The sequence below is a fragment of the Undibacterium sp. TJN19 genome, from assembly GCF_049339485.1.
Classification (GTDB): domain Bacteria; phylum Pseudomonadota; class Gammaproteobacteria; order Burkholderiales; family Burkholderiaceae_D; genus Undibacterium.
This window is the reverse complement of record NZ_JBMPPL010000001.1, coordinates 1,568,593-1,595,210: the sequence shown is the minus strand read 5'-3', so window position 1 is coordinate 1,595,210 and position 26,618 is coordinate 1,568,593. Positions and strand designations below refer to the sequence as shown.

General features: G+C 53.4%; 22 protein-coding genes and 1 pseudogene. 15 read left to right on the top strand and 8 right to left on the bottom strand.

Annotated features, from left to right (window positions below):
• The first annotated feature begins 62 nt into the window (after positions 1-62).
• From ACO0LH_RS07205 to ACO0LH_RS07160, 10 genes are all read left to right on the top strand, one after another.
• Entirely contained in the window at positions 63-1,133 is a 1,071-nt protein-coding gene (locus tag ACO0LH_RS07205; RefSeq protein ID WP_422940350.1) for a hypothetical protein, read from the top strand.
• Complete coding sequence (locus ACO0LH_RS07200; protein ID WP_422940349.1) at positions 1,130-2,986, top strand: AAA family ATPase; 1,857 nt, start codon at positions 1,130-1,132, stop codon at positions 2,984-2,986. Before ACO0LH_RS07205 ends, ACO0LH_RS07200 begins: the two co-directional genes overlap by 4 nt.
• The gene (locus tag ACO0LH_RS07195) at positions 2,983-3,639 is read left to right on the top strand and encodes a 4Fe-4S single cluster domain-containing protein (RefSeq protein ID WP_422940348.1); all 657 of its coding nucleotides are present in this window, start codon (positions 2,983-2,985) and stop codon (positions 3,637-3,639) included. The genes ACO0LH_RS07200 and ACO0LH_RS07195 overlap by 4 nt, the downstream gene beginning before the upstream one ends.
• 9 nt (positions 3,640-3,648) lie before the next feature.
• Positions 3,649-6,099, top strand: coding sequence for a protein kinase domain-containing protein (locus ACO0LH_RS07190; RefSeq protein WP_422940347.1), 2,451 nt, complete (start codon positions 3,649-3,651; stop codon positions 6,097-6,099).
• A gap of 41 nt (positions 6,100-6,140) precedes the next feature.
• Positions 6,141-6,563, top strand: coding sequence for a hypothetical protein (locus tag ACO0LH_RS07185; RefSeq protein ID WP_422940346.1), 423 nt, complete (start codon positions 6,141-6,143; stop codon positions 6,561-6,563).
• Between the two features lie 243 nt (positions 6,564-6,806).
• On the top strand, positions 6,807-8,288 hold the full coding sequence (gene xdhA, locus ACO0LH_RS07180; RefSeq protein WP_422940345.1) for a xanthine dehydrogenase small subunit: 1,482 nt from the start codon (positions 6,807-6,809) through the stop codon (positions 8,286-8,288).
• Between the two features lie 14 nt (positions 8,289-8,302).
• Positions 8,303-10,669, top strand: coding sequence for a xanthine dehydrogenase molybdopterin binding subunit (gene xdhB / locus ACO0LH_RS07175; RefSeq protein ID WP_422940344.1), 2,367 nt, complete (start codon positions 8,303-8,305; stop codon positions 10,667-10,669).
• Positions 10,670-10,684: 15 nt separating this feature from the next.
• Positions 10,685-11,803, top strand: coding sequence for a xanthine dehydrogenase accessory protein XdhC (xdhC, locus tag ACO0LH_RS07170; protein ID WP_422940343.1), 1,119 nt, complete (start codon positions 10,685-10,687; stop codon positions 11,801-11,803).
• Between the two features lie 125 nt (positions 11,804-11,928).
• Positions 11,929-13,248: a guanine deaminase gene (guaD, locus tag ACO0LH_RS07165; RefSeq protein WP_422940342.1), complete on the top strand. Its 1,320-nt coding sequence runs from the start codon at positions 11,929-11,931 to the stop codon at positions 13,246-13,248.
• A 20-nt stretch (positions 13,249-13,268) separates the two neighbouring features.
• Complete coding sequence (locus ACO0LH_RS07160) at positions 13,269-13,523, top strand: 4-oxalocrotonate tautomerase (RefSeq protein WP_422940341.1); 255 nt, start codon at positions 13,269-13,271, stop codon at positions 13,521-13,523.
• A gap of 30 nt (positions 13,524-13,553) precedes the next feature.
• Here ACO0LH_RS07160 and ACO0LH_RS07155 read toward each other — a convergent pair whose 3' ends face one another.
• Complete coding sequence (locus tag ACO0LH_RS07155) at positions 13,554-14,573, bottom strand: BMP family ABC transporter substrate-binding protein (protein WP_422940340.1); 1,020 nt, start codon at positions 14,571-14,573, stop codon at positions 13,554-13,556.
• Positions 14,574-14,852: 279 nt separating this feature from the next.
• On the opposite strand from ACO0LH_RS07155, the gene ACO0LH_RS07150 reads away from it, so the two are divergent.
• Complete coding sequence (locus tag ACO0LH_RS07150; RefSeq protein ID WP_422940339.1) at positions 14,853-15,443, top strand: outer membrane beta-barrel protein; 591 nt, start codon at positions 14,853-14,855, stop codon at positions 15,441-15,443.
• 76 nt (positions 15,444-15,519) lie between these two features.
• Here ACO0LH_RS07150 and ACO0LH_RS07145 read toward each other — a convergent pair whose 3' ends face one another.
• From ACO0LH_RS07145 to ACO0LH_RS07135, 3 genes are read right to left on the bottom strand one after another with little or no spacing between them, the layout of a single operon-like run.
• On the bottom strand, positions 15,520-16,287 hold the full coding sequence (locus ACO0LH_RS07145) for a MipA/OmpV family protein (protein WP_422940338.1): 768 nt from the start codon (positions 16,285-16,287) through the stop codon (positions 15,520-15,522).
• A gap of 46 nt (positions 16,288-16,333) precedes the next feature.
• Entirely contained in the window at positions 16,334-17,056 is a 723-nt protein-coding gene (locus ACO0LH_RS07140; protein WP_422940337.1) for a response regulator, read from the bottom strand.
• Entirely contained in the window at positions 17,053-18,375 is a 1,323-nt protein-coding gene (locus ACO0LH_RS07135) for a sensor histidine kinase (RefSeq protein ID WP_422940336.1), read from the bottom strand. The genes ACO0LH_RS07140 and ACO0LH_RS07135 overlap by 4 nt, the downstream gene beginning before the upstream one ends.
• 171 nt (positions 18,376-18,546) lie before the next feature.
• On the opposite strand from ACO0LH_RS07135, the gene ACO0LH_RS07130 reads away from it, so the two are divergent.
• Positions 18,547-19,284, top strand: a complete 738-nt coding sequence (locus ACO0LH_RS07130) for a hypothetical protein (protein WP_422940335.1) — start codon at positions 18,547-18,549, stop codon at positions 19,282-19,284.
• A 99-nt stretch (positions 19,285-19,383) separates the two neighbouring features.
• The gene (locus tag ACO0LH_RS07125; protein WP_422940334.1) at positions 19,384-20,181 is read left to right on the top strand and encodes an ornithine carbamoyltransferase; all 798 of its coding nucleotides are present in this window, start codon (positions 19,384-19,386) and stop codon (positions 20,179-20,181) included.
• An 11-nt stretch (positions 20,182-20,192) separates the two neighbouring features.
• Here ACO0LH_RS07125 and ACO0LH_RS07120 read toward each other — a convergent pair whose 3' ends face one another.
• Entirely contained in the window at positions 20,193-20,726 is a 534-nt protein-coding gene (locus ACO0LH_RS07120; protein ID WP_422940333.1) for a LysR substrate-binding domain-containing protein, read from the bottom strand.
• Between the two features lie 6 nt (positions 20,727-20,732).
• Between ACO0LH_RS07120 and ACO0LH_RS07115 the strand changes: the two are divergent.
• Positions 20,733-22,013: pseudogene (locus ACO0LH_RS07115) on the top strand (aminopeptidase P N-terminal domain-containing protein); the annotation flags it as partial.
• 63 nt (positions 22,014-22,076) lie between these two features.
• Here ACO0LH_RS07115 and ACO0LH_RS07110 read toward each other — a convergent pair.
• Positions 22,077-23,300 carry a M20 family metallopeptidase gene (locus tag ACO0LH_RS07110; protein ID WP_422940332.1) on the bottom strand — a complete coding sequence of 408 codons (1,224 nt, stop codon included), beginning with the start codon at positions 23,298-23,300 and terminating at the stop codon, positions 22,077-22,079.
• 28 nt (positions 23,301-23,328) lie between these two features.
• A complete protein-coding gene (locus tag ACO0LH_RS07105; protein ID WP_422940331.1) occupies positions 23,329-24,561 on the bottom strand; it encodes a urate hydroxylase PuuD in 1,233 nt (410 codons plus the stop codon).
• Positions 24,562-25,000: 439 nt separating this feature from the next.
• On the opposite strand from ACO0LH_RS07105, the gene ACO0LH_RS07100 reads away from it, so the two are divergent.
• Positions 25,001-25,939 (top strand): LysR family transcriptional regulator, encoded by a 939-nt coding sequence (locus ACO0LH_RS07100; RefSeq protein WP_422940330.1) that lies wholly within the window; start codon positions 25,001-25,003, stop codon positions 25,937-25,939.
• A 208-nt stretch (positions 25,940-26,147) separates the two neighbouring features.
• On the opposite strand, the gene uraH is transcribed toward ACO0LH_RS07100, so the two are convergent.
• Entirely contained in the window at positions 26,148-26,501 is a 354-nt protein-coding gene (uraH, locus tag ACO0LH_RS07095; RefSeq protein WP_422940329.1) for a hydroxyisourate hydrolase, read from the bottom strand.
• Positions 26,502-26,618: the final 117 nt, after the last annotated feature.

The window sequence follows — 26,618 nt, the reverse complement described above, 5'->3', positions numbered from 1 at the left end:
CAATTTATGCTATACGCTGCCATGCTATATTAGCTATTCCCGCAACTTCCTGTATCGAACTTATGAGCGGTCCCACCACGGTTTTGTTAACAGGCAATGGCTTGCTCATTCTCTTGTCAGCAGCGGCCATACGGGCGGCAATGGCCGTGGCGCAGGCGCATGAGAATGCGGGCCTGTTAAATAATCAGCTCACTGAGCATCAGACCACACTACAAGACCGTTTGCGGGCTGCCACTGGCATGGGGCAATCGGCATTGCGGACACAACTGCAAGCGACAGAGCAAGACTTTGCGCATTTGCTGGCCCAGGCTGAAAAAATCGGCTGTAGTGCCCAGGTCCTGGCCAGTCGCCCTACCGCCCCGGCAGGTGCCGATGAACAAGAACTATTGCATTACCTGCAAACATTGCAGGCCCTGATACATGAACTGCGTCCGGTTCTGCTGCAAGAATCCAGCAGACGGGCAGATACCCTTTTCGATCAGACCGATGCTGATTTGGAGGCCGCCAGTGCCGCTGCCCTGCCGCAAGACAGGCTGGCAAGATTGCTGAAACGTATCGCTCACCTGCCAGAACTGCCGGAAAATATCGCGCAACTGGCCAGGGAACTGGAAAAATCCCTGCCCGGCGCACGTGCTGATATGCTGGCCAGCGAATTGCGTCTGCAAATCCAGGCACTGCTGGAAGCCGAGAAAAAACGCCAGGTCGAAGAAGCCCAGGCACTGATACTGGAACAGACCCTGAAAGACCTTGGTTACCAGGTCGAAGAAGTTGCCCACACCCTGTTTGTTGAAGGCGGTATCGTGCACTTCCGCCGTAGTGGCTGGGATAAGTACATGGTACGCATGCGCATGGACGCAAAAACCGGACAAGCCAATTTCAATGTCATACGTGCTGTGCAGCAGGGTGAAAATGAACGCAGTGTCCTTGATCATCTGGCTGAAGACCGCTGGTGCAGCGAGTTCCCAAGCCTGATGGCAGCGCTGGAAGCGCGTGGCATGCACATGAAGGTGACCCGTCTGTTGCAGGCGGGTGAGTTGCCCGTGCAGTTGGTCTTGGAAGATAAATTGCCGCAATTTGCCGAAGAAGAACAAGTCGAAACGCAAAGCCGATTACTGTCGAAAAAATTACCATGAATGTACCCGAAACACGCTGGCTGCAAGACTTGCAACGCCTGTTGCCGATACGATCGCATTATGTGATTTCCGGCAGCATACGCGACAGTTTTCTGCTGCCCCTGTTACCCCTGGATGCCTCCTCCAGCGGCGCTACTCTGGTGCCATTCAATCGTGCGCTGTGGGAATCTTTGAAGCGCAACGATTATCGTTTGCTCTTGATTTATGACCCGGTAGATGGGTTGCGTGTGTATCCGGACGACGCTGCGCAACGCGATCTTGCGGCCCGTCTGTTTGAATTGAAACTGGCCGAAGGCTGTCAGCAAATGAGTTTGGAAAGTCTCAGCAAGCTGATGAAGAAACTCAGTGCCGAAAGGGAAGTGCGCTGTGTCTTGTTGCTGGATTTTGCCTCGCGTATTACCCGCAAGGCCGAGCAATTAAGCGAGGCCGAGCATCGCTTCTTTGTCGCTGCCGAAAAAATTTCCCTCAATGCCACAGCCATCGTCCCGCGTGAAACGGGCGGCTCGCCGCAATACAACCCTGTACTGTGGCTGGTCAACCGCGCGCAGGATCTGCCATCGTGGTTCACACTTGATAGTGAACGCGTTGCCAGTCTGGTCATCAGCAAACCGGATTTTGAAATGCGCCAGGCCGCTGCCTTGCAACTGGCCCCCTTGTTTGCCGGCTATGCTGATGCCAGTGAAGCCGTTCGTACACAATTCGTCAAGAGCTTTACCGAAGGGACGGAAGGTATGTCCCTGTCTGCGCTGTCGGATATCACCGAACTGGCTGACAGGCAAAAACTGGGTATCTCTGCCATAGAAGATGCGGTGCGCTGTTACAAGGTGGGTGCTCTCGATAACCCTTGGCGCAAGGATTATCTGCGCAAGAAAATACGGGATGGGCTGGGCTTTATCGAAGACCGTGTCAAGGGTCAGCACCCGGCTGTCGTAAAGACCCTGGATATCCTGAAGCGTTCGGTCATGAGCCTGACCGGGGCGCAGGCGCGCTCAGGCGGTAGCCGCCCACGTGGTGTCCTGTTCTTTGCCGGCCCCACCGGGGTTGGCAAGACCGAACTTGCCAAGACCCTGACACAACTGGTATTTGGTGACGAACGTGCCTACCTGCGCTTTGACATGAGCGAATTTGCTGAAGAACATACCAGCGCCCGTCTGCTGGGTGCGCCACCTGGTTATGTGGGTTTTGATGCCGGTGGTGAACTCACCAATGCCGTCAGGCAAAAACCTTTTTCTGTCGTGCTCTTCGATGAAATCGAAAAAGCCCACCCACGCATACTCGATAAATTCTTGCAGATACTCGAAGATGGTCGCCTTACCGATGGCCGTGGTGACACTGCTTATTTCTCTGAAACCATTCTGATCTTCACATCGAACCTCGGTATTTATGTAGAAGACCACCAGGGTAACCGCAACCAGAATGTCAAACCAGGTGACAGTTATGAGACTGTCGAATTCAAGGTGCGCGAAGCCATAGGCAATTATTTCAAATTCAAATTGTCACGGCCAGAGCTGTTAAACCGTATCGGTGACAATATCGTCGTCTTCAATTTTATTTCTGTCGAAGTGGCTGCCAAGATATTTGATGGCATGTTGCGCAATGTCGCACGACGTTTGCAGGAAGAAATGAATTTGCAACTGGCCATGCCAGCCGGCGTACGCGATGAGTTGCTGTCGCGCTGTACCCGTGACCTGAGCAATGGTGGCCGCGGTGTTGGTAACCAGTTGGAATCGAATTTCATCAATCCCTTGTCACGTGCCCTGTTTGAACAGGAACTTGAAGGCAAGCAACGCGTCACCGTGACGGCGATTACCGAAGCCGATAAAGTCATCAGCCTGAGCCTGCAATTAGTATGAAGATTGCCATCAACAAGGCGCATTTCCCTGTCACCGTACTGGGGCCGGGGCGGCGCATAGGTATATGGGTACAGGGTTGCAGCATAGGCTGCAAGGGCTGTGTCTCGCAAGATACCTGGGTCAGGGATGGCAGCAAGGAAATGACGGTGGCGGGTTTGCTGACCTGGTGCCGTGAAGTCAGTGTCGGGCAATTCGATGGCATCACCATTTCTGGCGGAGAACCATTCGAGCAACCCAAAGCCCTGCATGCCTTGCTGGATGGTCTGCATCACTGGCGAGCCAGTACAGGTATGGATTTTGACATCCTTAGCTATAGCGGTTATCCCCTGGCAACGCTGCAAAAAAAGCATGCGGACCTGCTGCAAAAACTGGATGCCCTGATACCCGAACCCTTTGTCGACAACAAGCCTCTGACCCAGGCCTGGCGTGGGTCTGCCAATCAACCACTAGTGCTGCTGTCGGACCGTGGCCGGGCGCGCATGCAGGCTTATGTCGATGCACCTATCGATGAACATGATAAACGCATACAGACCATGGTCGATGGCCAGCGCATCTGGTATGTCGGCATACCGGCGCGTGGCGATATGCAGGCGCTTGAACAGCGTTGTGCCGAACGCGGCCTTAAATTCGACACCGTCAGCTGGAGGCCATGAGCAAGTCCCATGAGCGCAGTGAATCAAGTGAGCCAGACCTACATACGTCGTTGCCCCGCGTGTGAGACAGAAAACGCACCCGACATCATGCGTTGCGCCTGCGGCACTTTGTTGTCCGGCGTTGACCTGATGGAAAAAAGGCCGCCTGAAGAAAAGCACCCGGTCGCCGTGACGGCCTTGCCAGATGCAATCGAACAGCCGCAGGAACTGGTTTGTGCTTATGAAGATTGCGCGCAACCTAATCCGCCAGGCAGCACGCTGTGCGTGTATTGCAACCGGCCCTTCGCCAGTACGAAGACTGTCATACCAGCATCTGCCCACACAGAACAACACCTGGATCAGGCACAGCAGGCATTGCAAGCCGCCGATGGCGGACAAATTCAAAGCCTGCTGGTTTTGCCATCAACCTTGCGTGAACGCTATACCATCGTTCGCCCGTTGACGACCCAGGGGGCAGAAGCAGAATTATTGCTAGTACAGGAACAGGCAAGTGCGATATTGCGCGTGGCAAAAATTTACCGCCACGGTATTCATGCCAGATCGGAAGTCATGGAAAGGCTCAAAGCCATTCCGCCTGAGCATCGCGTGGTTGTTCTGGAAGCAGGTATCTCCGACGGTTATACCTACGAGCTCATGGAATATTGCGCACTGGGCTCGCTACGGCAATTGATGCAGGCACACAAGCTGTCGCCCGGCATGCTGGAAAACATACTCCGCGAACTGGCAGAAGCCATCGCCAGCGTGCATGCAGTTGGCCTTATTCACCGTGACCTCAAGCCCGAAAACATACTGCTGCGCACCCTGCAACCGCTGGACCTGATACTGACCGATTTTGGCATCTCATCGATACTTGATGCGACACAAAGACTGACAGGTACCGCACGCACGCTGCCATATGCCTCACCTGAAAGCCTGTCAGGCGTGATTGATGCCAAGGCTGACTATTGGGCACTGGGCATGATCATGCTGGAATTGGCGCTCGGCCAGCATCCGTTTGCCGGTTTGTCGGAAGCCGTCATCCTGCATCACCTGACCACACGTGAACTGGAATTGACGGCAATAAGCGACCCCTACCTGCGCAAGCTCTTGCGCGGCCTGCTTTTGCGTGATCCCAAGCTGCGCTGGGATGAAAGCCAGATCAGGCGCTGGCTGGCGCGTGACAGCAACCTGCCAGATGCAGTCGAAACCATTTCCATGCGTGGCTTTCGTGAACCCTATCACATAGGCCGCGATATCTGTCATACGCGCGAACAGCTGGCAGTCGCTCTGGCACGTAACTGGCATGATGGCGTGACCGACATTGCCAATGCCCAGTTGCTGGCTTGGTTTCGTGATGTACAAAAAGACCAGAATGCCGTGCGGGTGTTGCTGGATTTGCGGCAAAACCAGAAACTCTCGATCGATGTGCAATTGCTCAAACTGATTGTCCATCTGGCACCCGGCATCCCACCTGTGTGGCGGGGTGAATCCATAGAACTGCCGGGCATACTCGCCTATGCCAACCGTGCATTAAAAGGCGATGAGGCCGCCGCCAGCTGGCTGCATCAGATCTATAGCTATGGCGTGCTGGAAGCCTTTGCCGATGCAGGTAATAAGGAAATTGCCAGTATCGTGGAAAAATGGCAGTACTGTTGCCGGCAAATCCAGCAGGCCTGGCATGAAGCCTATCGCCTGATGAAAGAATATGCAGACAAGTGCCTGCCCGGCGAGCATTCTGATGTTGATAAATTGTTGTACAGCCTCGACACCAATGACAATGCGCCTCTGCATAAAATGCATGCGCGTGTATTGGCCCTGGCGTATGACGAGCGCTGGCCCGAACGCCTGCGCAAGCGCCTGCTGGTCGCTTATGCGGGTTTGCAAGTCTATTGCCCGTGGCTGGCAAGCCTGGGCGAAGTTGAACAGATGTCAGTGGCATCGCTGCTGGTATTGGAAGCGATGTTGCCAGAAGCACAAAAAGTCGCAGAACGCCAGCAAAAGGCTGAAGCCTGGCAGCGCACTGCTGACCACGACGCGGCGGCCGCCATGAAGCAGGAGGTATTGCGCAGCATCAAGGCCATTCGCGTCGCTGCTACCGACAGCATGCTGCCTGTCGCGGCGGTTGATAACTTGCGTATCGCTCTGGATGAGTATTATGAATTACTGACCACATTGCGCGCATCAGCAAGCACGGAAGTGCCGTGGCAAGAAGCAAAAAAAGCAGCGGTGCGGGTTGAGCATATTGCTGCAAAGCTGGGCAAGCTGGCCAAAGCCCTGACCGTGCGCAGGACCCAGAATCGCGGCTGGATTGGGCAGGAGATGCAGGTATTCGTTGTCATTGCCCTCATTCTGGTCCCACTGTTTTTCAGATGGATGAATGTTTACGCAATGCTGGCCCTGTTTGCCGGCCTGGCAGGCTGGCGTTTTTTACCCAATTACCTGACCATGAGAAAAATTCGTGAACTGGGTGAGCAGTTATGATACGGGAATGCATATGTTCATCATTACAGGAGTGAAACAGCATGTCTGCCATCTTTAACAAACTCAACCTGAAGACACAGGGCGAAATCCTGGTTTTGAATGCACCGATGTCGTTTGAAGCAGAAATCGCCGAACTGACTGGCGTCAAGGTGGTGAGAAAATTAACAGCAGTGAAACAGCTTGATTTTGCGCTGGCATTTGTCAGCAAGCAAAAAGAACTTGATGCAGTGTCTGCTGCTCTGGTCAAACTGGCCAAAGGCGATGCGCTGCTGTGGTTTGCCTACCCCAAAGGCAGTTCCAAGCATTATCAGTGCGAATTCAACCGTGATTCTGGCTGGGATATCCTGAAGGCTGCTGGTTTTGATACCGTGCGCATGGTGGCCATTGACGAAGACTGGTCAGCCTTGCGGTTTCGGCATAGCACATTTATCAAGAATTCAACACGCAAACCTGCTGCCGCATAAACCCGAAGCAGTGCTCAAACCTGTATTTTTGACCTTACCCGCACTATATAAAAACCGTGATATTGCCCATAGCGGCAATAACCTGCGTTTTCCTGCCTGTTGCCTATACTGGAGAGGTATTCCCGCAGGTAGCAGCATGACTTCATATTTTTTTGCGCAGATAAGCAACATCATTTTATTCATATAGATGTCAGCGCCGCGGATGCTAACCTCGCCTCATAAGAATTTCATACCGGAGCATTCATGTCTGACCCTATTCGTTTCTACTACCAAGGCCAAATCCAGCAGGTCAGCAATGCTGCGCCTACGCGCACGTTGTTGCAGCATCTGCGCGAAGACCTGCATTGCACCGGCACCAAGGAAGGCTGTGCCGAGGGCGATTGTGGGGCCTGTACGGTTGTCGTTGGTGAAATGAAACATGGGCAGCTGGAATTGCAGTCGGTGAATTCCTGCATACAATTCCTGCCTACGCTCGATGGCAAAGCCGTGTTTACGGTAGAAGACTTGCAACAAAAGAATGGTGAACTGCATCCTGTGCAACAGGCGCTGGTGGAATGCCATGGTTCGCAATGCGGCTTTTGCACACCGGGGTTTGCCATGTCCCTGTGGAGCCTGTACCTGAAAAAAGAAGGCAGCACTGTTCCGCCATGCCGCAAGGAGATAGACGAAACCCTGTCCGGCAACCTCTGCCGTTGCACAGGTTACCGCCCCATTATCGATGCCGCCAAGCGCATGGGCGAATTGCCAGCGGCTGAGTTTGACCGTGCGGCTGTCATTAATGGCCTGCAAGGTCTGCAGCGCGGCGAGATGTTCAGCTATACGGCTGATGGCCAGACTTTTTATGCGCCGCGCACTTTGCAGCAACTGGCTGAAGTACGTGAGGCTAATCCCAAGGCCACCATACTGGCAGGTTCCACCGACGTCGGCCTGTGGGTGACCAAGCAAATGCGCGACCTGGGCAATATCATTTATGTGCGTGAAGTTGATGAGTTAAAACACATCAAGACCGTGGATGGCATGCTGGAGATAGGTGCCGCCGTGTCACTGAATGATGCCTATGGTGCAGTCTGCCAGCATTACCCGGACGAACTGACCGAGATGTGGCAGCGCTTTGCCTCGCAACCTATACGCAATACCGGCACGCTCGGTGGCAGTGTCGCCAATGGTTCGCCGATTGGGGATTCAGCACCGTGGATGATCGCCCTGGGCGCTGAGATCGTCTTACACAGTGTGCGCGGTCAGCGCGTGCTGTTGCTCGAGAATTTTTACCTCGACTATATGAAAAAGGATATGCAGCCCGGCGAATTCGTCGCTGCTGTGCGCATACCCTTGCCCAAAGCCGGGCAGCAGTTCCGTACCTATAAACTCGCCAAGCGGTATGACCAGGATATTTCTGCCGTTTGCGCCGCTTTTGCGGTCAGCCTCGATGGTGACATCGTGCGTAATGCACATATCGCCTTCGGCGGCATGGCTGCCACTTCACGCCGTGCACCGCTGGCAGAAGCAGCCTTGAACGGGCAAGCCTGGAGTGAAGCGACAGTGAAAAATGCCATGGTCTTGCTGGCACAGGATTACACACCACTGACCGATATACGTGCCAGCAATACCTATCGTATGCAGACAGCACAAAATCTCTTGCGCCGTTTCTGGCTGGAGACACGTACCGATGCGCCGCTGAAACTGCAGGCCATCAATGTCTTTGCCCCCGTCACCGTCACAGCTTAAGCTCAGGAGAAAACATGAATACCCAAACTGACGCTTTCCTGACCGACAAAAATCTTGCCAAAGACCATGCAGACTGGGCAGAGGTAGGCAAATCACATCCGCATGAATCAGCAGTGCTGCATGTGCTGGGTGAGGCACGTTATACCGACGACATCCCTGAAGTGCAGGGCACCTTGCATGCGGCACTTGGGCTATCGTCCAAGGCGCATGCAAATATTGTGTCCATGAATTTTGATGCAGTCAAAAGCGCGCGTGGCGTCGTGGCGGTATACACCGCCAAGGATATCCCCGGCACCAATGACTGCGGCCCCATCATCCATGATGACCCTATCCTGTCAGAAGGCCTGGTGGAATATGTAGGCCAGCCCATCTTCATCGTCGTCGCTGATACACATGACAATGCGCGCCGTGCCGTGCGCAAGGCCGAGATAGTCTATGAAGAATTGCCTGCAATATTGACGCCACAAGAAGCAAAAAAAGCCCAGTCCTTCGTCCTGCCACCGATGCGTTTGCAGCGTGGTGATGCGCAAGCCGCATTTGAGCGCTCACCTCGTCGCGTCAAAGGTGAATTGTATGTAGGCGGGCAAGAGCAGTTCTACCTCGAAGGCCAGATTTCTTACGCCATACCGAAGGAAGACCGCGGCATGTTGGTGCTGTGTTCTACCCAGCACCCTAGCGAAATGCAGCATGTGGTCGCGCATGCGCTCGGTGTACACAGCCATAACATCGTGGTTGAATGCCGCCGCATGGGTGGTGGTTTTGGTGGCAAGGAATCACAATCTGCCTTGTGGGCAGCAGCGGCAGCGATCTCTGCGGTGCACCTGAAGCGCCCGGTCAAGCTGCGTGCTGATCGTGATGACGACATGATGGTGACCGGCAAACGCCATTGCTTCCATTATGATTATGAAGTCGGTTATGACGATGAAGGCCGCATCATTGCAGCAAGGGTAGAGATGGTCTCGCGTGCCGGTTACTCTGCCGATCTGTCAGCACCGGTGGCAACCCGCGCAGTCTGTCATTTCGATAATACTTACTACCTTGGTGATGTCGATATCCGAGCCATGTGCGGCAAGACCAATACCCAGTCGAATACCGCTTTCCGTGGTTTTGGTGGCCCGCAAGGGGCGATTGCGATTGAATACATCGTCGATAATATCGCCCGAGACCTGAACAAGGATGCGCTGGAGATACGCAAGATCAATTTCTATGGTCGCAATGACGCAGAGGGGCGCAACATCACCCAGTACGGCCAGAAGGTCGTCGATAACGTCATCCATGAACTGGTGGCAGAACTCGAAACCAGCAGTGAATATCAACAGCGCCGTGCTGGCATCAAGGCTTTCAATGCCAGCAGCCTTGTTCTCAAAAAAGGTCTGGCACTGACGCCGGTTAAATTTGGTATCGCGTTTAACGTCACCCATCTGAACCAGGCTGGTGCTTTGGTACACATCTATACCGATGGCTCGGTGCTCGTTAATCATGGTGGTTGTGAAATGGGGCAGGGCGTCAATACCAAGGTCTGCCAGGTAGTCGCGCATGAACTGGGCCTGAACCTGGACAAGGTGCGTGCTACTGCTACCGATACCAGCAAGGTCGCCAATACTTCGGCAACGGCTGCTTCGACTGGGGCTGACCTGAACGGCAAGGCCGCGCAAAATGCCGCGCATACCCTGCGTCAGCGCCTCGCTGAATTTGCAGTAAAAACTTATGGTGGTGAACTGGCAGACATCCGCTTTGCGGCTGGCCTGGTCAGTGTCAATGGCCTCGATATCCCGTTTGAAGCCCTGGTGCAAAAAGCCTATCTGGCGCGCGTGCAATTATGGTCTGATGGTTTTTATGCGACACCGGGCTTGCACTGGGACCCTAAAACCATGAGTGGCAATCCCTTCTCTTATTATGCTTACGGTGCTTCGGTATCTGAAGTCATTGTCGATACCCTGACCGGCGAATGGAAACTCTTGCGTGCCGATGCGCTCTACGATGCCGGTAATTCTCTGAACCCTGCCATCGATATTGGTCAGGTAGAAGGTGCTTTCATACAAGGCATGGGCTGGCTGACCACAGAAGAATTATGGTGGAACAAAGGCGGCAAGCTGATGACGCATGCACCTTCAACCTACAAGATACCGGCGATTTCTGATTGCCCTGAAGACTTCCGCGTCAGCCTCTTCAAGAACCGCAATGTACAAGACAGCATACACAGGTCCAAGGCCGTCGGTGAGCCACCTTTGCTGTTGCCGTTCTCTGTTTTCTTCGCGATACGTGATGCGATTGCCAGCGTGGCAGACTACCGCTATAACCCGCCACTGAATGCACCGGCAACCAGCGAAGCGATCCTGTCGGCCATCAATGGCGTAGAAGCCATGGCTCCTGCCAGCTAAAAAGGCGAGTTCATCATGAAGCTTTGGTTAAATGCAATTGCCACACAAGCCGCCCCCAAGATACTGGTGACGGTAGCCACGGTATTGGGTTCCGGCCCGCGTGAGCCGGGTGCCAAGATGCTGGTCACGGCAGATGAATTATTCGACACCATAGGTGGTGGCCATCTGGAAATGAAGGCCACAGAAATCGCCCGCAGCATGCTGGCCATGCCAGAAAGCCAGCTTGCTGCCCAGCGTCGCTTTGAACGTTTCCCGCTGGGCCCCAGCCTGGGTCAATGCTGTGGTGGTGTCGTGCACCTGGCCTTTGAACGCGTGCAGGCTGACAGCCTGGCTTACTTGAATTGCCTGAACCAGCGCTGGCGTCTGGGGCAGGATAGCTGGCGTTTGCTGGCACTCGACAGTGCGCAAGAGCCAACCCTGTGCGATGCCAATGGCACCCACCTGACAGGCCCGGCCTGGCCTGCGGGACTGGCTGTGCAAATCGATACCAGCAATCCCTGCCAGGTCTTGACTGATGCAGCAGGCCAGCGCTGGCTGCTCGATTCTTGCCTCGCTTACCGCGCCCACCTGATGTTGTTTGGCGCTGGCCATGTCGGTGCTGCTATCGTCCGTGCCATGGCGGATTTGCCTTGCCGTATCACTTGGGTTGATGAACGCGAAGATATGTTCCCTACCAGGCTCGCAGCCAATGTCACGGTAGAAGCAACGGATACGCCAGAAGCCCTGATAGCCAAAGCTGCCCCGGGCACATCCTTCCTGGTGCTCACGCATAGCCATGCACTGGACCAGAAACTGTCTGAACATATCCTGCGCCTGCCAGATATAGGCTGGTTTGGCCTCATAGGCTCGCAAACCAAGCGCGTACAGTTTGAACGCCGCCTGCGTGAACGCGGCTTACCAGCTGCCCGCCTCAATGACATGGTCTGCCCCATAGGCTTGCCGGGCATACATGGTAAGCAACCGGCAGTGATAGCAGCCTCTGTCGTCGCCCAGCTCTTGCAGGTCTGGGAAGAACATGACATCCATCAGCAAAAAGAACTCAGCCGCGTGCTTGCGCGTATAGGCTCTGATGTTTCCAAGTCAAATACAGAAAAACGAGCGCTAGATGAGTGTCACTTGCTGGCTAAGCGTTAAACTCTCGCTGTTAGCGCTTAGCACCCACCAGATCAATGCGAATGTGATGCCAGACCGGCAGACTTGATGTACAAGTCGTGGTTTGGCTTGATTGCGCCTGCAAGACAGAATTCAGAAAGACCACGATGAGCAATATTTCAAGTAAAAACACGCTGCAAGCTTACCGTGCCAGTGTGCTGCATTTCCAGCAAGACCCTGCCTTTCATGCGCAGGCATATGCCTGGCATGAAGACGGCCTGTTGATCGTCGAAGACGGCAAGATCGTCGCCGCAGGCGAGTATGCCCAATTGCATGCCAGCCTGCCTGAAGGGACAGAGGTTATCGATTACCGCGGCAAACTCATTGTGCCGGGTTTTATCGACACCCACATCCATTACCCCCAGACCGACATGATCGCCTCGCCAGCGCCCGGTTTGCTACCCTGGCTGGAGACGTATACCTTCCCGACTGAACGCCAGTTTGCAGATATCAACCACAGCGCTCAGGTCGCGCATTTTTTCATTGATGAGTTGCTGCGTTCAGGCACGACGACAGCCATGGTGTATTGCACCGTCCATCCAGAATCCGTCGAAGCCTTCTTTGCCGAGAGTGAAGCACGCAATCTGCGTATGGTGGCAGGCAAGGTCTTGATGGACAGGAATTGCCCTGAATTCTTGCGCGACACTGCCGAGGGTGGCATACGCGACAGCGAAACCCTGATCAAGAAATGGCATAAGCGTGGCCGCCAGTTGTATGCCATCACCCCACGCTTTGCACCTACCTCCAGCGACGCGCAAATGCAGCTGGCAGGCGAACTGGCGCAAGCTTATCCCGATACTTTCCTGCAGACCCATGTTGCAGAAAATACCGATGAAGTGGCCTGGGTTAAAGCACTGTATCCCAAAGCCCGTAGTTATCTTGATGTGTATGACCAGTACGGCATGCTGCGCCCGCGTGCCATGTACGGCCATTGCATATGGCTCGATGATGCTGACCGTGCACGCATGACAGAAACGCAATCGGCAGTGGCGATGTGCCCGACATCCAATCTCTTCCTCGGCAGCGGTCTGTTCAATTTTGAACGCGCCGATGCCCAGCAAGTCAGCCTGTCACTGGCCACCGATGTCGGTGGGGGCACTTCATTCTCCATGCTGCGCACCATGAATGAAGCCTACAAAATGGCACGTCTGGGAGGTACCTACCTGCCTGCGCTGCGCATGTTTTACCTGGCAACCCTGGGTGGTGCACGCAGCATGCAGCTTGAAGGCACGATAGGTAATTTCGTCAAGGATGCAGAAGCCGATTTCATCGTGCTTGACCCGCAGGCTACACCCTTGCTGGCACGCCGTACCGGGCATACCGAGAGCCTGGATGAATTATTATTCGCACTGGCTTTGCTGGGAGATGACAGGACGGTAGCGGCAACCTATGCTGCAGGCAAACTGGTTCATCGGCGCGCCGCCTGAAAATAAATGCTGTCTGGCATATGATACTGGTCTGCTTTATCTTGCAGCAGACCAGTAATCACTTATTCAAAGGAAGCCATATGCCAACTATTCAGGTACAAATGTTTGAAGGCCGTACTCCGGAACAAAAACGTGCGTTTGTCAAAGCACTCACCGAAGCAACCTGTCAGACACTGGGTGCTGCGCCCGAAAGCGTCAGCATCATTTTGCAAGATGTCAGTCGTGATAACTGGGCAACTGGCGGCGTGTTATGGTCAGAGAAAAATAAAGGCTGAAGCAAGCCAGAGAAAGTTGAAATAATGGCCTCACTCAACTTTCAGCTTGCCCTTGATAATGGCCTGACTGGCTTCACGCAGTTTTTGCAGCACTGGTCGCTGACGCAGGATATCGCAATCGGAATACGCCGCATCCGTGCTGATGCCAGTCAGCGATATCGCACCTTCTTTCAGGCCATATTCAATTTTTGTGGCGCTTGATCCGCTCAGGATGGCGGCGATTGCCAGGCTTATGGCAGTATCGCTGTGCACCTGCATATTGTCGATGACCTTGCCCGCGGTTTTGGGGCATTGATTGACATAGCTGCCTATCGCATGCGCCCTGGGGTTGCCGGCAATGGCCTTGAACACACCGTTATTGCTCATGCCCGCTGCGGCATAAATCATGTCCACACTATCGGCCAGCATGCTTTTCGCCAAAGCTTCAGCGCGGGCCGTGTCATTGAAAGGCTGGCTGCCTTCTATCCAGACGATATGGGTCAGATCGGCATCTGCCCTGACTGATCTTGCCCCGGTGATGAAGGCATCTATCGTCTTTTGCTTGAGCGGGGTTTTCACCGCACCGATGATGCCGAGCTTGCCGCTGACCGAGATCAGTGCTGCTTCCATGCCGGCCAGATAACTCGCCTCGCTTTCGCGAAAGCTGATGCATAACAGGTTGGGTGGGGGATTGCTGATGCATTGCTCCAGTATCACAAAGCGTACCTGTGGTGCCGTACGCGGTACGGTATCGAGCAACTCTCGAAATTCATAACCCATCATCACGATAATGGCAGCACCCTGTCTGACCGCGTTATCGAGCTGCTTTTGCCTGCCCGCGCGGTCAGCGTGACTCGACAGTGTCGTTGCCTGCATCTGGTACATCTGTGCCGCTTGCCTGATGCCATCGCTGCCCTGTTGCAGGTAAGGGTCGTCATTGTCGGGAACCGGGCGTACATAGATGATTTTGGGTATTTCCGCCGCCTGGGGCTTGCTGCTCATGGCGAAGATACCCATCATGAGCAGCAAGCCAAGGCACATCATCTGACGCTTGAAAATAATGACTTGCATATCGTCCTCCAGTTTTTTTATTGCTGGCATCAAGGGCAGCATGGACATTCATCTTGAACGAAAATGCCGGTCGCAGACCGCATCACAAGCAATATGGAATATTGATGGAACGCGATAGTGCCATCAGCCAGCTGTGTTAGCCGAAGGCCCGACCATGACTTCTGGCACTGTCGGCATCGCTTTGCTTTATCTAAGCTTGATTCACTTTTTACAGCCAACCTGCGAATGCAATCTTCGTCGTCTGTAGAAACAATTTGTTCAACACCAAAGGAATCAAGAATGAAGAAAATACTGTGTCTGTCCATGCTGGCAGTTGCTGGCGCCAGCATGGCAATGGTAGCCCATGCCCAGAATGTCTCTGTCGGCGCTGCCGTCAGCAATAGTTATGAAACCGAACTGAATTTCCAGGATGGTGCTCACACCAGCACATTCAAGAGCAAGGAAAAACCCGTACCGTTCAAGTTTTATCTGGCCTATAATTTTGCGCCTGCCATAGCGGTAGAGGCTGGCTATAAGAATTTTGGCAGTTCCACTATTGATCCTGTTCCTGGTTCCGGCAACCAGCTGGGTACGCGTGCAGACGCGATCTACACGGCTGTCAGGGGAACCTGGCAAGCTGCTGAAGACTGGTCGCTGTACGGAAAAATCGGTACAACGTATACCCGTACCAAATTTACGGCAACGGGAGAATTGAGTTCTTTGGCAGGAGAAGAAAAAAAGATGCGTTTATATGCAGGTGCTGGCATGGCCTACAATGTCAGCAAAGAGCTGGCTTTGACGCTTGAGCTTGAGCATTTCGGCGAAGCAAAGAAAGCCGGCCTGAAATTTGGCATGGATGGCTTTTCCCTGGGTTTGCGGTATCAGTTTTAAGCACCTCATGCGCGGCCTGGCTATCCCCTGTCAGACCGCGCAGTTTTACTGTGTGTCATATACCTGCTGATGGAATCTAGTAGTGATAGCTTATTGCCGACATTACGCTGACAGTATTGCGCTGGCTGACCAGCGGGCTGCTGGCCGCACTGCCATACAGGCGATTCAGCCCCAGGCGCAGTGATAATTCATATTTCAGCGACAGTTCGGTACGCCAGTTCAGGTTCAGGTAGGTATTTTTGACGCCACTGGCCGCATCGTAAAGACGATAAGGGCCGTGCCCGGCCTGCGCTGCACTGACACCAAAATAAGACTGCATATAAGCATGATCAGCCAGTTGCAGGCCGACCTCTGCCGAGGCGCTTTGATGAGATGTCAGGGCGGTTGATGCCCATGCGCCAAGTTCCATACGCGCACCACGGTGCTGGTCGCCACCACCAAAAGCCAGGCGGGATTTGATGCCTAGTTGCTGCGCAAACTGATAGTTGTAGAAACCGCCTGGTTCAGCATTGATTTTTGCGTCGTTGGTGTTGTCAATACGATCTGGTTTGACGCCATACGCCAGCATCAGGCCATATTGACTGTTGACCGGTGCAGGCAGGCGTATGCCGATTTCACCGGGGGCGAGAAATACCCCATTGCTCCATTGTACCGATGCGAAGGGCAATACAAAAAAGCGCCTGCCACTACTGCCTTCCGCAGACGGGGCCACAACTGCGGCGACGCCGAAGTCAATGTCCTGTGTATCTTCAGGCATCATCATATGTGTCACCTGCGCCAGGCATGGCACACTGACGGTGGCCAGTAATGCGGCGATTATATTTCTGACAGTCGATAAATGCATTCGTGATTATTCCTGTTTTTGCTTCGTCGCACAGTCATTCTTTGCTTCAGATCCAGCCCAGTTCTATACCACGCAACACCGCGCGTACACGGTCACGCACGACAAGTTTGGACAAGATACTCGACACATGATTTTTGATCGTACCTTCACTGGGGCCCAAGGCCAGGGCGATTTCATTGTTGTTCATGCCTGCGGCCATCAGGGCCAGTACTTCAACTTCACGTTCTGTCAGCGGGTTGTTAATTATTTTTTCAGGGAGTGCTGACGCATGTCTGCTGCTTTCATACGATGCGCGCGTGCGTTCTGTCAGTGCAGGGCGAAACATGGTGCCGCCTGTTGCAACGCGGCGTATGCTGTCGGCCAGTCTCTCCAGTGATATGTCTTTCAGCAAAAAGCCACGTGCGCCTGCCCGCATGCCGGCAAACAAGGCATCGTCGTCATCAAACGTCGTCAACAGTATGGTTGGTGGCAGACTGGCCGGGTTATTTGCCTGCCTTTGCAGCAGTTCTATGCCAGAACATTGCGGCATCCTGACGTCAAGCAATAATATGTCTGCGGGTGTATTTGCGATGACTGCGACAGCCTCATCACCATTTGAGGCTTCTGCCACGACGCGTATGTCTGGCGTCAGGTCAAGCAAGCCACGTATGCCGCTGCGTACCAGCATCTGGTCATCGACCAGTATGACCCTGATCATGTTGTGCATGTTGTTCAGGTCATTCGGGTTATCTGGAGTATTCAGGGTGTTCGGAATGTTCGCAGTATTCATGCCATGCACCTTGTATAAGGTATCGATAATGTCAGCGCAAAGCCATGCTTCTGGCTGTGTTCCAGGTGCAGGCTTCCGCCCAGTTCTGCAAGTCGTTCCCGCATGCCGCGCAGGCCGTTTCCTTCTGCCGCGCCAGTATTGCCCACGCCATCGTCGCGAATGGACATCAGCAAGTCATCCTCCTTGTGTTCAATATTGATCAGCAAGTTATCTGCCTGCGCATGTTTGACCACGTTGGAAATCGCCTCCTGTATGCAACAAAAAATAGTGTGGGCGGCCGCGGGGGAATTGATTTCCAGATTTTCTTCCATCAGCAGGCAGATGTCGGGATAGGGCATGCCTTCGCAAAGTGCACGTAAGGCATGGCGCAAATGGATGGAGGGTTTCAGCCGTTCTACATCGACCACGGCCCTGACTTCGGCCAGCAGTGCACGCGCCAGCTCACTGGAGGTGCGCAGGGATGTCTCACGCTGCGGTTCGGCCTGGCGTACTGCCAGATCCAGGTGCAGGTTCAGGGCAGTCAGGTGATGGCCCACCGCATCATGCAGGTCGCGGGCAATACGTATGCGCTCAGATGCGCGTACCGTGTCAGCCAGCATGGATTGCGTTGCCCTTAATTCTGCATTGGCCGCTGCCAGCACCAGACGGCCCCGCCTTTCCAGCAGGGTAACGTAAGTACCGGCATAAATCAGACCCTGTACAGTCAGCTCCCCAGCCAGGTAAAGCAGGCGTAGCCGCAAGCCACTGTCGTAGACCACGATATTGATACTGGTATAGATAGTGACTATGGAAAACAATAGCATTTGCAGCATGAGCCAGCAGATACCCTTGTTGCGCGGCATGATCACCGCCAGTTCTGCCGCTAGCAAAAATAACAGGCCGGAATCAACACTGATGGCCAGCAGCAATTGCAGGCTGACGAAGCATGTTTTGAGCAATGTCGCCCGTTTCTTCAGTTTATTCTGCCGGTCAGACAGCAGATCGTCTATTTGATGACCTGACACAGGTTTAAGCCCTTGCGTGCGCAGCCATAGCAATAGTGCGAATAGCAGGCCGGAGGCTATATTCAGGCAAATGAATAGTTGATAAACCAGCTCGGCCCGGTCTGAGCCTGCACTGATCAGCGAAGGTGCACTGGTAAATTGACTGGCCAGCCAGACCACCAGCAACCCCGCCAGACTGTGCAAATCATCTGCTTGCGGCCCGCGCATCCAGATTTGCACAGTATCAATACCTGTAATAAACAGGGTGAGCAAGATGCCGGCCAGACCCAGACGGTTACGTGCAAACTGCCTGCGCCACCTTAAAACGTTTTCCAATTGATAACCTTATCTTTGCTTGCACGGAATGCGCAATTTTACGCGAAGGCGGTTCGCGCAGGCAGTGCCGGAAGTCATGTATGCATGAATACAAGACCATCTATCTTCCGGCACTGTACGCAGTGTGGCGATGTTCTACAATGGCAGCCTGAATGCCGTCTCTGGAAAACCATGTCTTACTTGTGTCATTGCCTTTTCATTGTCTTCGCAGCCTTGCCCTGTCTGGCCTGGGCCGACAATCCGCCTGGTGGGCAACAGGTGGAAATAAGCGCCATCCGCGATGCCGAATGGGGCAGTTATCGCCGTGCTTACAAAGCCAGTGCCTATTTTGAAACCTTTATCCGTACCCGTCCTTTGATCCAGGCACATCTTCAGCTAAGGCCGGTAAAAGATGTCAGCATGGAAGGGCTAAGTCTTCACCTCGCCGGTGAAAAAACCAGTCTCGACATCGCTGTTGACAGCATAGGCCGTGCCACCATCCCCATGCTGAAACAGGCCTATGCAGAAGATGCTGTGTTGCGGCTGAACCGGCCGGCAGGCCTGTTTTATTTCAGCGGGCGGTATTCCATCAAGGAACATGAAGGCGGCGTCTATGATGCGAACGAGATGCGGAGTGCCTGCGAACAGCTATTGAGTGCGCAGCGCGAATCAGGTTATCGCATCCGCCTGATCGGCAAGAAATGCGCTGGCATCAAATATGTTTACGCCCTCATGGACAATGGAGTGTCCGTCAGTTTTACAGATACACAAAAACAAATGCATAGCCTGCCGGTCACAGATAACCTGCCGTTTGAAGATAATTCCATGGGAAAGTATAAAGTCGCAACCTACCGCTTTGCTGACTGGCCACAGCAGGGACAGATCATAACGCTACGTAAGCCGCTGGCGATTGGTACCCTGTATGAGTAAATTATTTGTTTGCGATCGCGCAATCTGGAATACTTTTCGCAATACGTTTATCTCAAATCTGACAGGCAGATTTACCGGAAATTTGAAAGATGCAATGCCATGAACTTAATCAATATAAAAGACCTGTCAGCGACAGACATTGAAGAAATCTGGAAACTGACTGGTCAGGACAGTCCTGAAATCAGCGGAAAAGTTGCCTGGTCTTTCGAAGGAAACGGCATACGAACCCGCACCAGCTTCATACAGGCTTTTCAGGAACTTGGACTACACTATACAGAATTGCCAAACTTGCTGAAGTCAAATGAACGCACGGTCGACCTGGCAGGCTACCTGGATGATTTCTACGACATCTACGTCATACGCGAACGTCAGCATGATCGTCTTGCGCAGTTTGCACAAGACTCAATGCGTCCGGTCATCAATGCACTTTCCAGTGAGGGACATCCGTGCGAAGTGTTAACCGATGCCTATTATGTGAACCTGCACATTGCACCGATCAGACAGGCCAGAATTTGCCTGTGGGGGCCGCCCAGCAATGTCATGCTGTCCTGGCATGAACTGGCATCTGTCATGGGTTTTGAGATTACGCACCTTTGTGAAGCTGTCTTCCATCAACAAAAGTCTGGCGTGCAGTACACATCCTCAATCACTTCTGCATTCGACATCGTCATTACCGATGGCTGGCCGGCACAATATGAGAATAAGGACTGGTCATTGACAACGGCGCATCTGGAAAAAATGGGTAATCCCAGACTGTTGCCGACACCACCGTTTTCAATCGGGCAGGAAATAGCATTTGATCCCACAGTCTATGCAGGCTTTGTTGGTTACCGACAAAAGAACTTGCTGCTTCCAGTCCAGAAAGCAATACTCAGATATTTGCTGGGCAGTAAGTAGCCGCAAAAAAATCATGTTCCGCGCTTTGCGCTTAACGCCTGCATGATCTCGTTGGCCAGACATTCTACGGCTGGCGAGCTATTCTTCCTGCCTTTGATGAGTACGATATCCAGAGGCTCGACCGTCTTCAGGCCTTCAGCCTTGCCCAGCCTGACCAGATGGGGCGGGGCACTGCATTCGGCCAGGGCGGCGATCGCCAGACCTGCTTCCACCATTGCCAGTATACCGAGCAGGCTGGGACTGCTATAGGTGGCGCAATAGGGGCGTGCACTGTTTTCCAGTGCTGCCAGAGTTTGTTCACGCGCAACGCAGCCCTTTTCATATAGCGCCACTGGCAATGGCGTTTTCTTCCAGGCGGCGTGTTTTTCTGCACCCACCCAGACCACGGGTTCACGACGGATGAAAGTGCCATCAAGGCCTTCGCCACGCGTGACGAAGGCGAGATCAATGACGCCTTTCTTCAGTAATGGTTTCAGCAAGATGCTTTGCAGGCATACCAGTTCTATCTCGACCTTGGCAAACAGCCTGGAAAAACGTTCCAGCACGGGTGGCACCGTGATGTTGAATACCCGTATCGCCACGACAGTTATTTTTATTATCTCAGTGGTTATACGGAGCCAGAAGCGGTGATGGTCATCGTCGCCGGTAGAGTGAATCTGTCCATTTTGTTTTGCCGCGAAAAGGACAGCGAACACGCGATATGGCATGGCTTTCGGCATGGCCCTGAAGGCGCACGCATCCATTTTGGTTTTGATGCTGCCTACCCCTTGTCTGCAATCGATAGCCAGATGCCAGCGCTGCTGGCTGATGCTTCACATCTTTATCATGCGCAATCAGGCAATGCGGGACTGAATGCCGCTCTGCAAACCTGGTTACATACCCTGCGTCAGCAGGCACGCAATGGTGTCAGGGCACCCGCACATACACACGATGTGCACGCCCTGTTGGATGAGATGCGTCTGATCAAGGACCATGCAGAAATTACCATCATGCGCAAGGCTGCCACGATATCGGCACAAGCGCATTGCCGTGCCATGCGGTTTACCCGGCCTGGCCAGACTGAATACCAGATAGAGGCAGAGCTGTTGCATTAATTTCATCGCCAGGGTGCGGCTGCGCCTGCTTATCCGGCCATTGTCGCTACTGGCGCGAACAGCTGTGTGTTGCACCACAATCCCGGCGCTGCCGTCGTTAAATCGGGTGATTTGGTATTGATTGATGCCGGTTGTGAATATCAGGGCTATGCGTCTGATATCACACGCACTTTCCCTGCCAGCGGCAAGTTCACAGTCGTGCAAAAGACGCTGTATGAAATCGTGCTGGCCGCACAAATGGCTGCGATTGCCGCCGTCAAGCCCGGGCTAAGATTCATGGATCCGCACCAGGCCGCAGTCAGGGTATTGGCACAAGGCATGCTTGATACGGGTTTGCTGGACAGGCAACGGTGTGGCAGTGTCGAAGACGTCATCACTAATGGCGATTACCAGCAGTTTTTCATGTGCAGAACCAGTCACTGGCTAGGCATGGATGTGCATGATGCCGGCGATTATCATGAACCTGTCGAACAATCAGTTGACCAGCCCGTTGCGGGCAACACGGTACAGACTGCTGGTAATCCCTGGCGCATCCTGCATCCCGGCATGTGCCTGACAATAGAACCCGGTATCTATATCCGTCCCGCGCCTGGCGTGCCAGAGCAATACTGGAACATCGGCATACGCATAGAAGATGATGTGCTGGTTTCAGGTGAAGGCTGCGAAGTTCTGAGCCATGCTGTGCCCAAGACTGTGGCTGAGATAGAGACTTTGATGGCGGAACAAAACAGGTTTTGATGCAAAAAGAAATTACATTGATTGCCGCCTCCGGCGGCAATCATCCGCTTCACCTCTTATAACTTATACCAGCAGATCTGCGAGGCTACGTGCAATCACCTTTGTAGCGCGTCGTAAATCTTCGAGGTTCAGGCGTTCATCGGCCCGTTTTGCATGGGATTCCAGCACCGTGCGTGGGCCTGCACCGTAGATGACGCCGGGTATGCCTGCTTCCGAGAACAGGCGCACGTCTGTATATAAAGGTGTGCCCAGGGCAGGGATGGCTTCACCAAATACCTCGCCACCATGTTTTTGTATGGCTTCTACCAGCGGGGTATTGCCAGACAGAGGGCGCATGGAATTTGCCAGCAAGATCCGTTTGACATCCACGCTGATGCCCGGCAATTCAGCCGCCGTGTCACTGATGACTGTGCGCAAAGTCGCTTCCACTTCTGTCGGATTTTCTTCCGGTATCATGCGGCGGTCCAGTTTGAACGTGACGCGGCCAGGGATGACGTTGGTATTGGTGCCGCCTTCTATCGTTCCCACATTCAGGTAAGGGTGAGTAATGCCTTCTACTTTCGATATGACCTGTTTGTATAAGGTATTTTGCGCATACAGGGCATTCAGGATTTTCACTGCTGCCTGCAAGGCATCGACGCCAGAATCGGGAATCGCTGCATGGGCCATCTTGCCATGCACGGTCACTTCCATTTGCAGACAACCGTTATGCGCAGTGATGACCTGGTAAGAAAAACCAGCGGCTATCATCAGGTCCGGCTTGATCAAGTTGTGTTTCAACATCCAGCCCGGGCCGACTTCCCCACCGAATTCTTCATCATACGTAAATAACAACTCCAGTGTACCTGCTGTTGGTTTTGCAACGGCTTCGAGGGCACGCAGGGCAAAGGTGAAAGTCGAGAAATCGCATTTGCTGACCGCTGTGGCGCGGCCATAGATATTGCCATTTTCTATTTCGCCACCGTAAGGGTCTTTGGTCCAGCCTTCGCCCGGTGGCACTACGTCACCATGCGCATTCAGCAGCACAGTCTTGCCCGGGCCATACTGGCGACGTACCAGCAAATTCGTAATGCTTTGCAAGCCAGCCTCTTTGACTTCGCTATCCGGTACTGCATGTTTTTCTGCGCTTATACCCATGTCTTGCAGCAGGTCAGCGGTGCGTTCTGCATGCGGGGTGTTATTGCCGGGTGGGGTATCAGTCGGTACACGTATCAGTTCTTGCAGGAATTTGACCTGCTCGTCAAAGTGCGCATCTACCCAGGCGTCGAGTTGTTCGTAGTTATTCATGTCTTGTACTTTCTAGATTTTTATTGACTTACTTGGCACCAGCCTGGAACCAGGCACCGACGACTGCACGTTCTTCTTCCGTCATCTTCGTCATATTCCCTATCGGCATAGCCTTCAACTGTACTGCCTGTAAATTGACCTTCACGGCGTTTTGCCTGATCAGTTCTGGCGTATCAAGTTTGATACCAGCCGGTGCAGTGGCAAAGCCAGGCTGGGTAGGTGCGGCCGCGTGGCAAGACACGCAACGCTGCTGGATGATGCCCTGTACTTTGCTGAATTGGGCAGCGGCTGCTTCTGCTGCCGACAGGGCCGGGTCAGGCGCTGCCACTTTGGCTGGCGGCTTGGGGGCAATCGCAATTGCCACCGCCAGCAATAAAGTCACGCCCGCGGCAGGATAAGCCCAGTTGGTAATACCCTTGTGGCGCAGGTTGAAGAAATGACGTATCAAGACACCTGCCGCCATGATGGTCGCCAGCACCAGCCAGTTGTATTCATGGTTATAGGTCATTGCATAATGGTTGCTGATCATGATGAACAGCACTGGCAGGGTAAAGTAATTATTGTGTACGCTGCGCTGCTTGGCTTTCTGGCCGTGGATAGGGTCAGGCGATTTGCCCTGCTGCATGGCTTCGACCAGTTTGCGCTGGCCGGGGATGATGAGCATCAGCACATTACCCACCATCATCGTGCCTATCATGGCACCAACGTGGATATAGGCAGCCCGGCCACTGAGGAATTTCGACAACACAAATGCTGCCGCCACAATGAACACAAACATGATGATGCCCAGCAGACCTTCACGCTTGCCCAGCGGTGAACGGCACAGCAAGTCATACACCGTCCAGCCCACCAGCAGCGTGCCCAGGCCTATGCCTATGGCTTGCCAGCTCGTCAGGTCGGCGACGGACTTGTCTATCATCATGGCAGAGGCATTGAAGTAATAGACGATGAACAGCATCGCAAAGCCAGACAGCCACGTGGCATAGGCTTCCCATTTGAACCAGTGCAGTTCTTCTGGCAATTCTTTGGGGGCGATCAGGTATTTTTGCGGATTATAAAAGCCACCGCCATGCACGGCCCACAATTCACCAGACACGCCCTTGTTGGCCAGTTCAGAACCGGGCTTGGGCGGGCGGATATTATTGTCCAGCCAGACGAAATAGAAGGATGCACCTATCCAGGCTATGCCGGTAATCAGGTGCAGCCAGCGGACGATCAGGTTCAGCCACTCAGTGCCATACGCAAGTAAAAAAGCTTCCATGTTTTCTCTCATGTTAGAAGCTCGTCTGCCTCCGCGGGGCTCTTCAGACGAGAGGGATAGAAAAATACCCCAAAATGGTCGCGAACCGAAGCTCCGCTGCGACCAGTTTAATAAGCTCCAAAAACATCATTCTCGGGCGCATTACTGCGTTGCAAATACTCGCAATACCGACGTATTGCTGTGTTTTGCGCCTTGTACTGCATCCCGATGTTCGTTTTTGAAGCTTATTTAAAAACCAATTCAGTGCTAAAAAACCACAACCTGTATCTATCTGCTTCAAATGTCTCCTATTGTCGCAGTTAGACCAAGTGCAGGTATTACCAATAGCAAAAAACTTGGTGAAGTCTGGTAACGATAAACTTTTTCCCTACAAACTTCATTGAAAACGAAGTATATTAAAAATACAGATTTCGATATACGTTTGAAGACAGGCATCAGCATGGCACAACTACCCAATCATCTCGATCTGCATCTGATACGTATTTTGTATCTTTTGCTCAGTGAGAAAAACGTCTCCCGCGTAGCTTTAAAGCTTAATCAGCCGCAGCCTTCGATTTCTGCATCGCTACGCAAACTGCGTGAGCTGACAGGCGATCAATTGCTGGTGCGCGGTGGCCGTGGCATGGTGCCTACCCCCCATGGTGAAACCCTGCTCAAGCCTGCCAAGCGCATACTCGATGAAACCGAACTCTTGTTTGAACGCAAGGTGCCCTTCGTCGCCCAGCAAGAGAGCAAGACCTTCCACATCGCTGCGCCAGATTCCCTGCATGTGCAATTCCTGCCCAGCGTGGTGGAGCGCCTGCGGCGTGAATCACCCAAAAGCCGCATCGTTATCCATGGCCTGGGGGCGGAAGTCGATTATGTGCGCCATCTGTCTGACGGCGATCTTGATCTCGTCATCGCCAACTGGGATGAGCCACCGCAACACCTACACCTGTCCAAGCTGTTTGAAGATCCCATCGTCTGCGCCATGCGTGCCGACAGCCCCTATGCCAAGCGCACCGGCACTGACGATATGACGCTGGAAGACTACCTGAGCCTGCCGCATGTCGCGCCTTCGCAACTCTTGTCCGGCTACCATGGCGTCATCGACGCCCATCTGGAACGGCAGCACCTGCGCCGCAATGTCGTGGTCGAATCGGCCTACTTTGGCCTCATGCCACATATGCTGACGCAGTCAGACATGGTGCTGACGACGGGCAAGCAATACCTGAGCTTTTATGAAAAAAGCCTGCAGCTGAAGACTTTTTCCATCCCCATCAAATTCCCGCCACTGCGCTTTTACCAGCTTTGGCATGAACGCGTCCATCATTCACCAGAACATAAATGGCTGCGTGAGCAGATTGCCCAGGCAGCCAAATCTTTAATGTCCAAATAAATTGACAGGACCTTCGCAAAACCGCCCCAAAGCGTTGCAGCTCCTCTCCTAGGAGCCGCGTACTAAAGACTGTCTTCGTCGCTGCGGTGCAGTTGGGGTTTCATACAGCACGCTGTATGCCAACGAAACGAACCGCCCTTGCCAGGGCGGTTTCCTAAATGCGTTAGCCTTGTTGGGACAATTTTGCGAAAGCCCTTCGATTATTCGGTTAACTACCGCGGTAAGTCGAGTACGCCCAGGGTGATACCACCAGCGGCACATGGTAATTCTGGCTGGCATCAGCCACCCCAAAAGCCAGGGTCACGCGGTCTATGAATTTGGGGCTAGGTAAATCCACGCCCTGCTTGTCGAAATAATCGCCTGCTGCAAACACCAGCTCATACAGGCCGGGCTTCAGGCTGTCTCCTTCCAGCAGGGGCGCATTGCAGCGACCATCATGGTTGGTAGTCTCTGTCTTCAGCAAGGTTTTCTCACCTGCATTGACGGCATATAACTCCACCTGCACACCCACGCCGGGTTTGCCAACGGTGATATCCAATACGTGCGTACTGAGCTTTCCCATACTGATCTCCTATATTGATGACTTGAAATGCGCTATCAGCCAAATCTTATACCGCCAGCAGTCTATCAATATACTATCGAAGATATACAGATCATGAAGACAGCAGCACATTGCAGG

Coding starts and splice junctions, on each gene's coding strand:
- ACO0LH_RS07205 (WP_422940350.1), top strand. CDS start 63: ATGAGCGGTCCCACCACGGTTTTGTTAACAGGCAATGGCTTGCTCATT.
- ACO0LH_RS07200 (WP_422940349.1), top strand. CDS start 1,130: ATGAATGTACCCGAAACACGCTGGCTGCAAGACTTGCAACGCCTGTTG.
- ACO0LH_RS07195 (WP_422940348.1), top strand. CDS start 2,983: ATGAAGATTGCCATCAACAAGGCGCATTTCCCTGTCACCGTACTGGGG.
- ACO0LH_RS07190 (WP_422940347.1), top strand. CDS start 3,649: ATGAGCGCAGTGAATCAAGTGAGCCAGACCTACATACGTCGTTGCCCC.
- ACO0LH_RS07185 (WP_422940346.1), top strand. CDS start 6,141: ATGTCTGCCATCTTTAACAAACTCAACCTGAAGACACAGGGCGAAATC.
- xdhA (WP_422940345.1), top strand. CDS start 6,807: ATGTCTGACCCTATTCGTTTCTACTACCAAGGCCAAATCCAGCAGGTC.
- xdhB (WP_422940344.1), top strand. CDS start 8,303: ATGAATACCCAAACTGACGCTTTCCTGACCGACAAAAATCTTGCCAAA.
- xdhC (WP_422940343.1), top strand. CDS start 10,685: ATGAAGCTTTGGTTAAATGCAATTGCCACACAAGCCGCCCCCAAGATA.
- guaD (WP_422940342.1), top strand. CDS start 11,929: ATGAGCAATATTTCAAGTAAAAACACGCTGCAAGCTTACCGTGCCAGT.
- ACO0LH_RS07160 (WP_422940341.1), top strand. CDS start 13,269: ATGATACTGGTCTGCTTTATCTTGCAGCAGACCAGTAATCACTTATTC.
- ACO0LH_RS07155 (WP_422940340.1), bottom strand. CDS start 14,573: ATGCAAGTCATTATTTTCAAGCGTCAGATGATGTGCCTTGGCTTGCTG.
- ACO0LH_RS07150 (WP_422940339.1), top strand. CDS start 14,853: ATGAAGAAAATACTGTGTCTGTCCATGCTGGCAGTTGCTGGCGCCAGC.
- ACO0LH_RS07145 (WP_422940338.1), bottom strand. CDS start 16,287: ATGCATTTATCGACTGTCAGAAATATAATCGCCGCATTACTGGCCACC.
- ACO0LH_RS07140 (WP_422940337.1), bottom strand. CDS start 17,056: ATGAATACTGCGAACATTCCGAACACCCTGAATACTCCAGATAACCCG.
- ACO0LH_RS07130 (WP_422940335.1), top strand. CDS start 18,547: ATGTCTTACTTGTGTCATTGCCTTTTCATTGTCTTCGCAGCCTTGCCC.
- ACO0LH_RS07125 (WP_422940334.1), top strand. CDS start 19,384: ATGAACTTAATCAATATAAAAGACCTGTCAGCGACAGACATTGAAGAA.
- ACO0LH_RS07110 (WP_422940332.1), bottom strand. CDS start 23,300: ATGAATAACTACGAACAACTCGACGCCTGGGTAGATGCGCACTTTGAC.
- ACO0LH_RS07105 (WP_422940331.1), bottom strand. CDS start 24,561: ATGGAAGCTTTTTTACTTGCGTATGGCACTGAGTGGCTGAACCTGATC.
- ACO0LH_RS07100 (WP_422940330.1), top strand. CDS start 25,001: ATGGCACAACTACCCAATCATCTCGATCTGCATCTGATACGTATTTTG.
- uraH (WP_422940329.1), bottom strand. CDS start 26,501: ATGGGAAAGCTCAGTACGCACGTATTGGATATCACCGTTGGCAAACCC.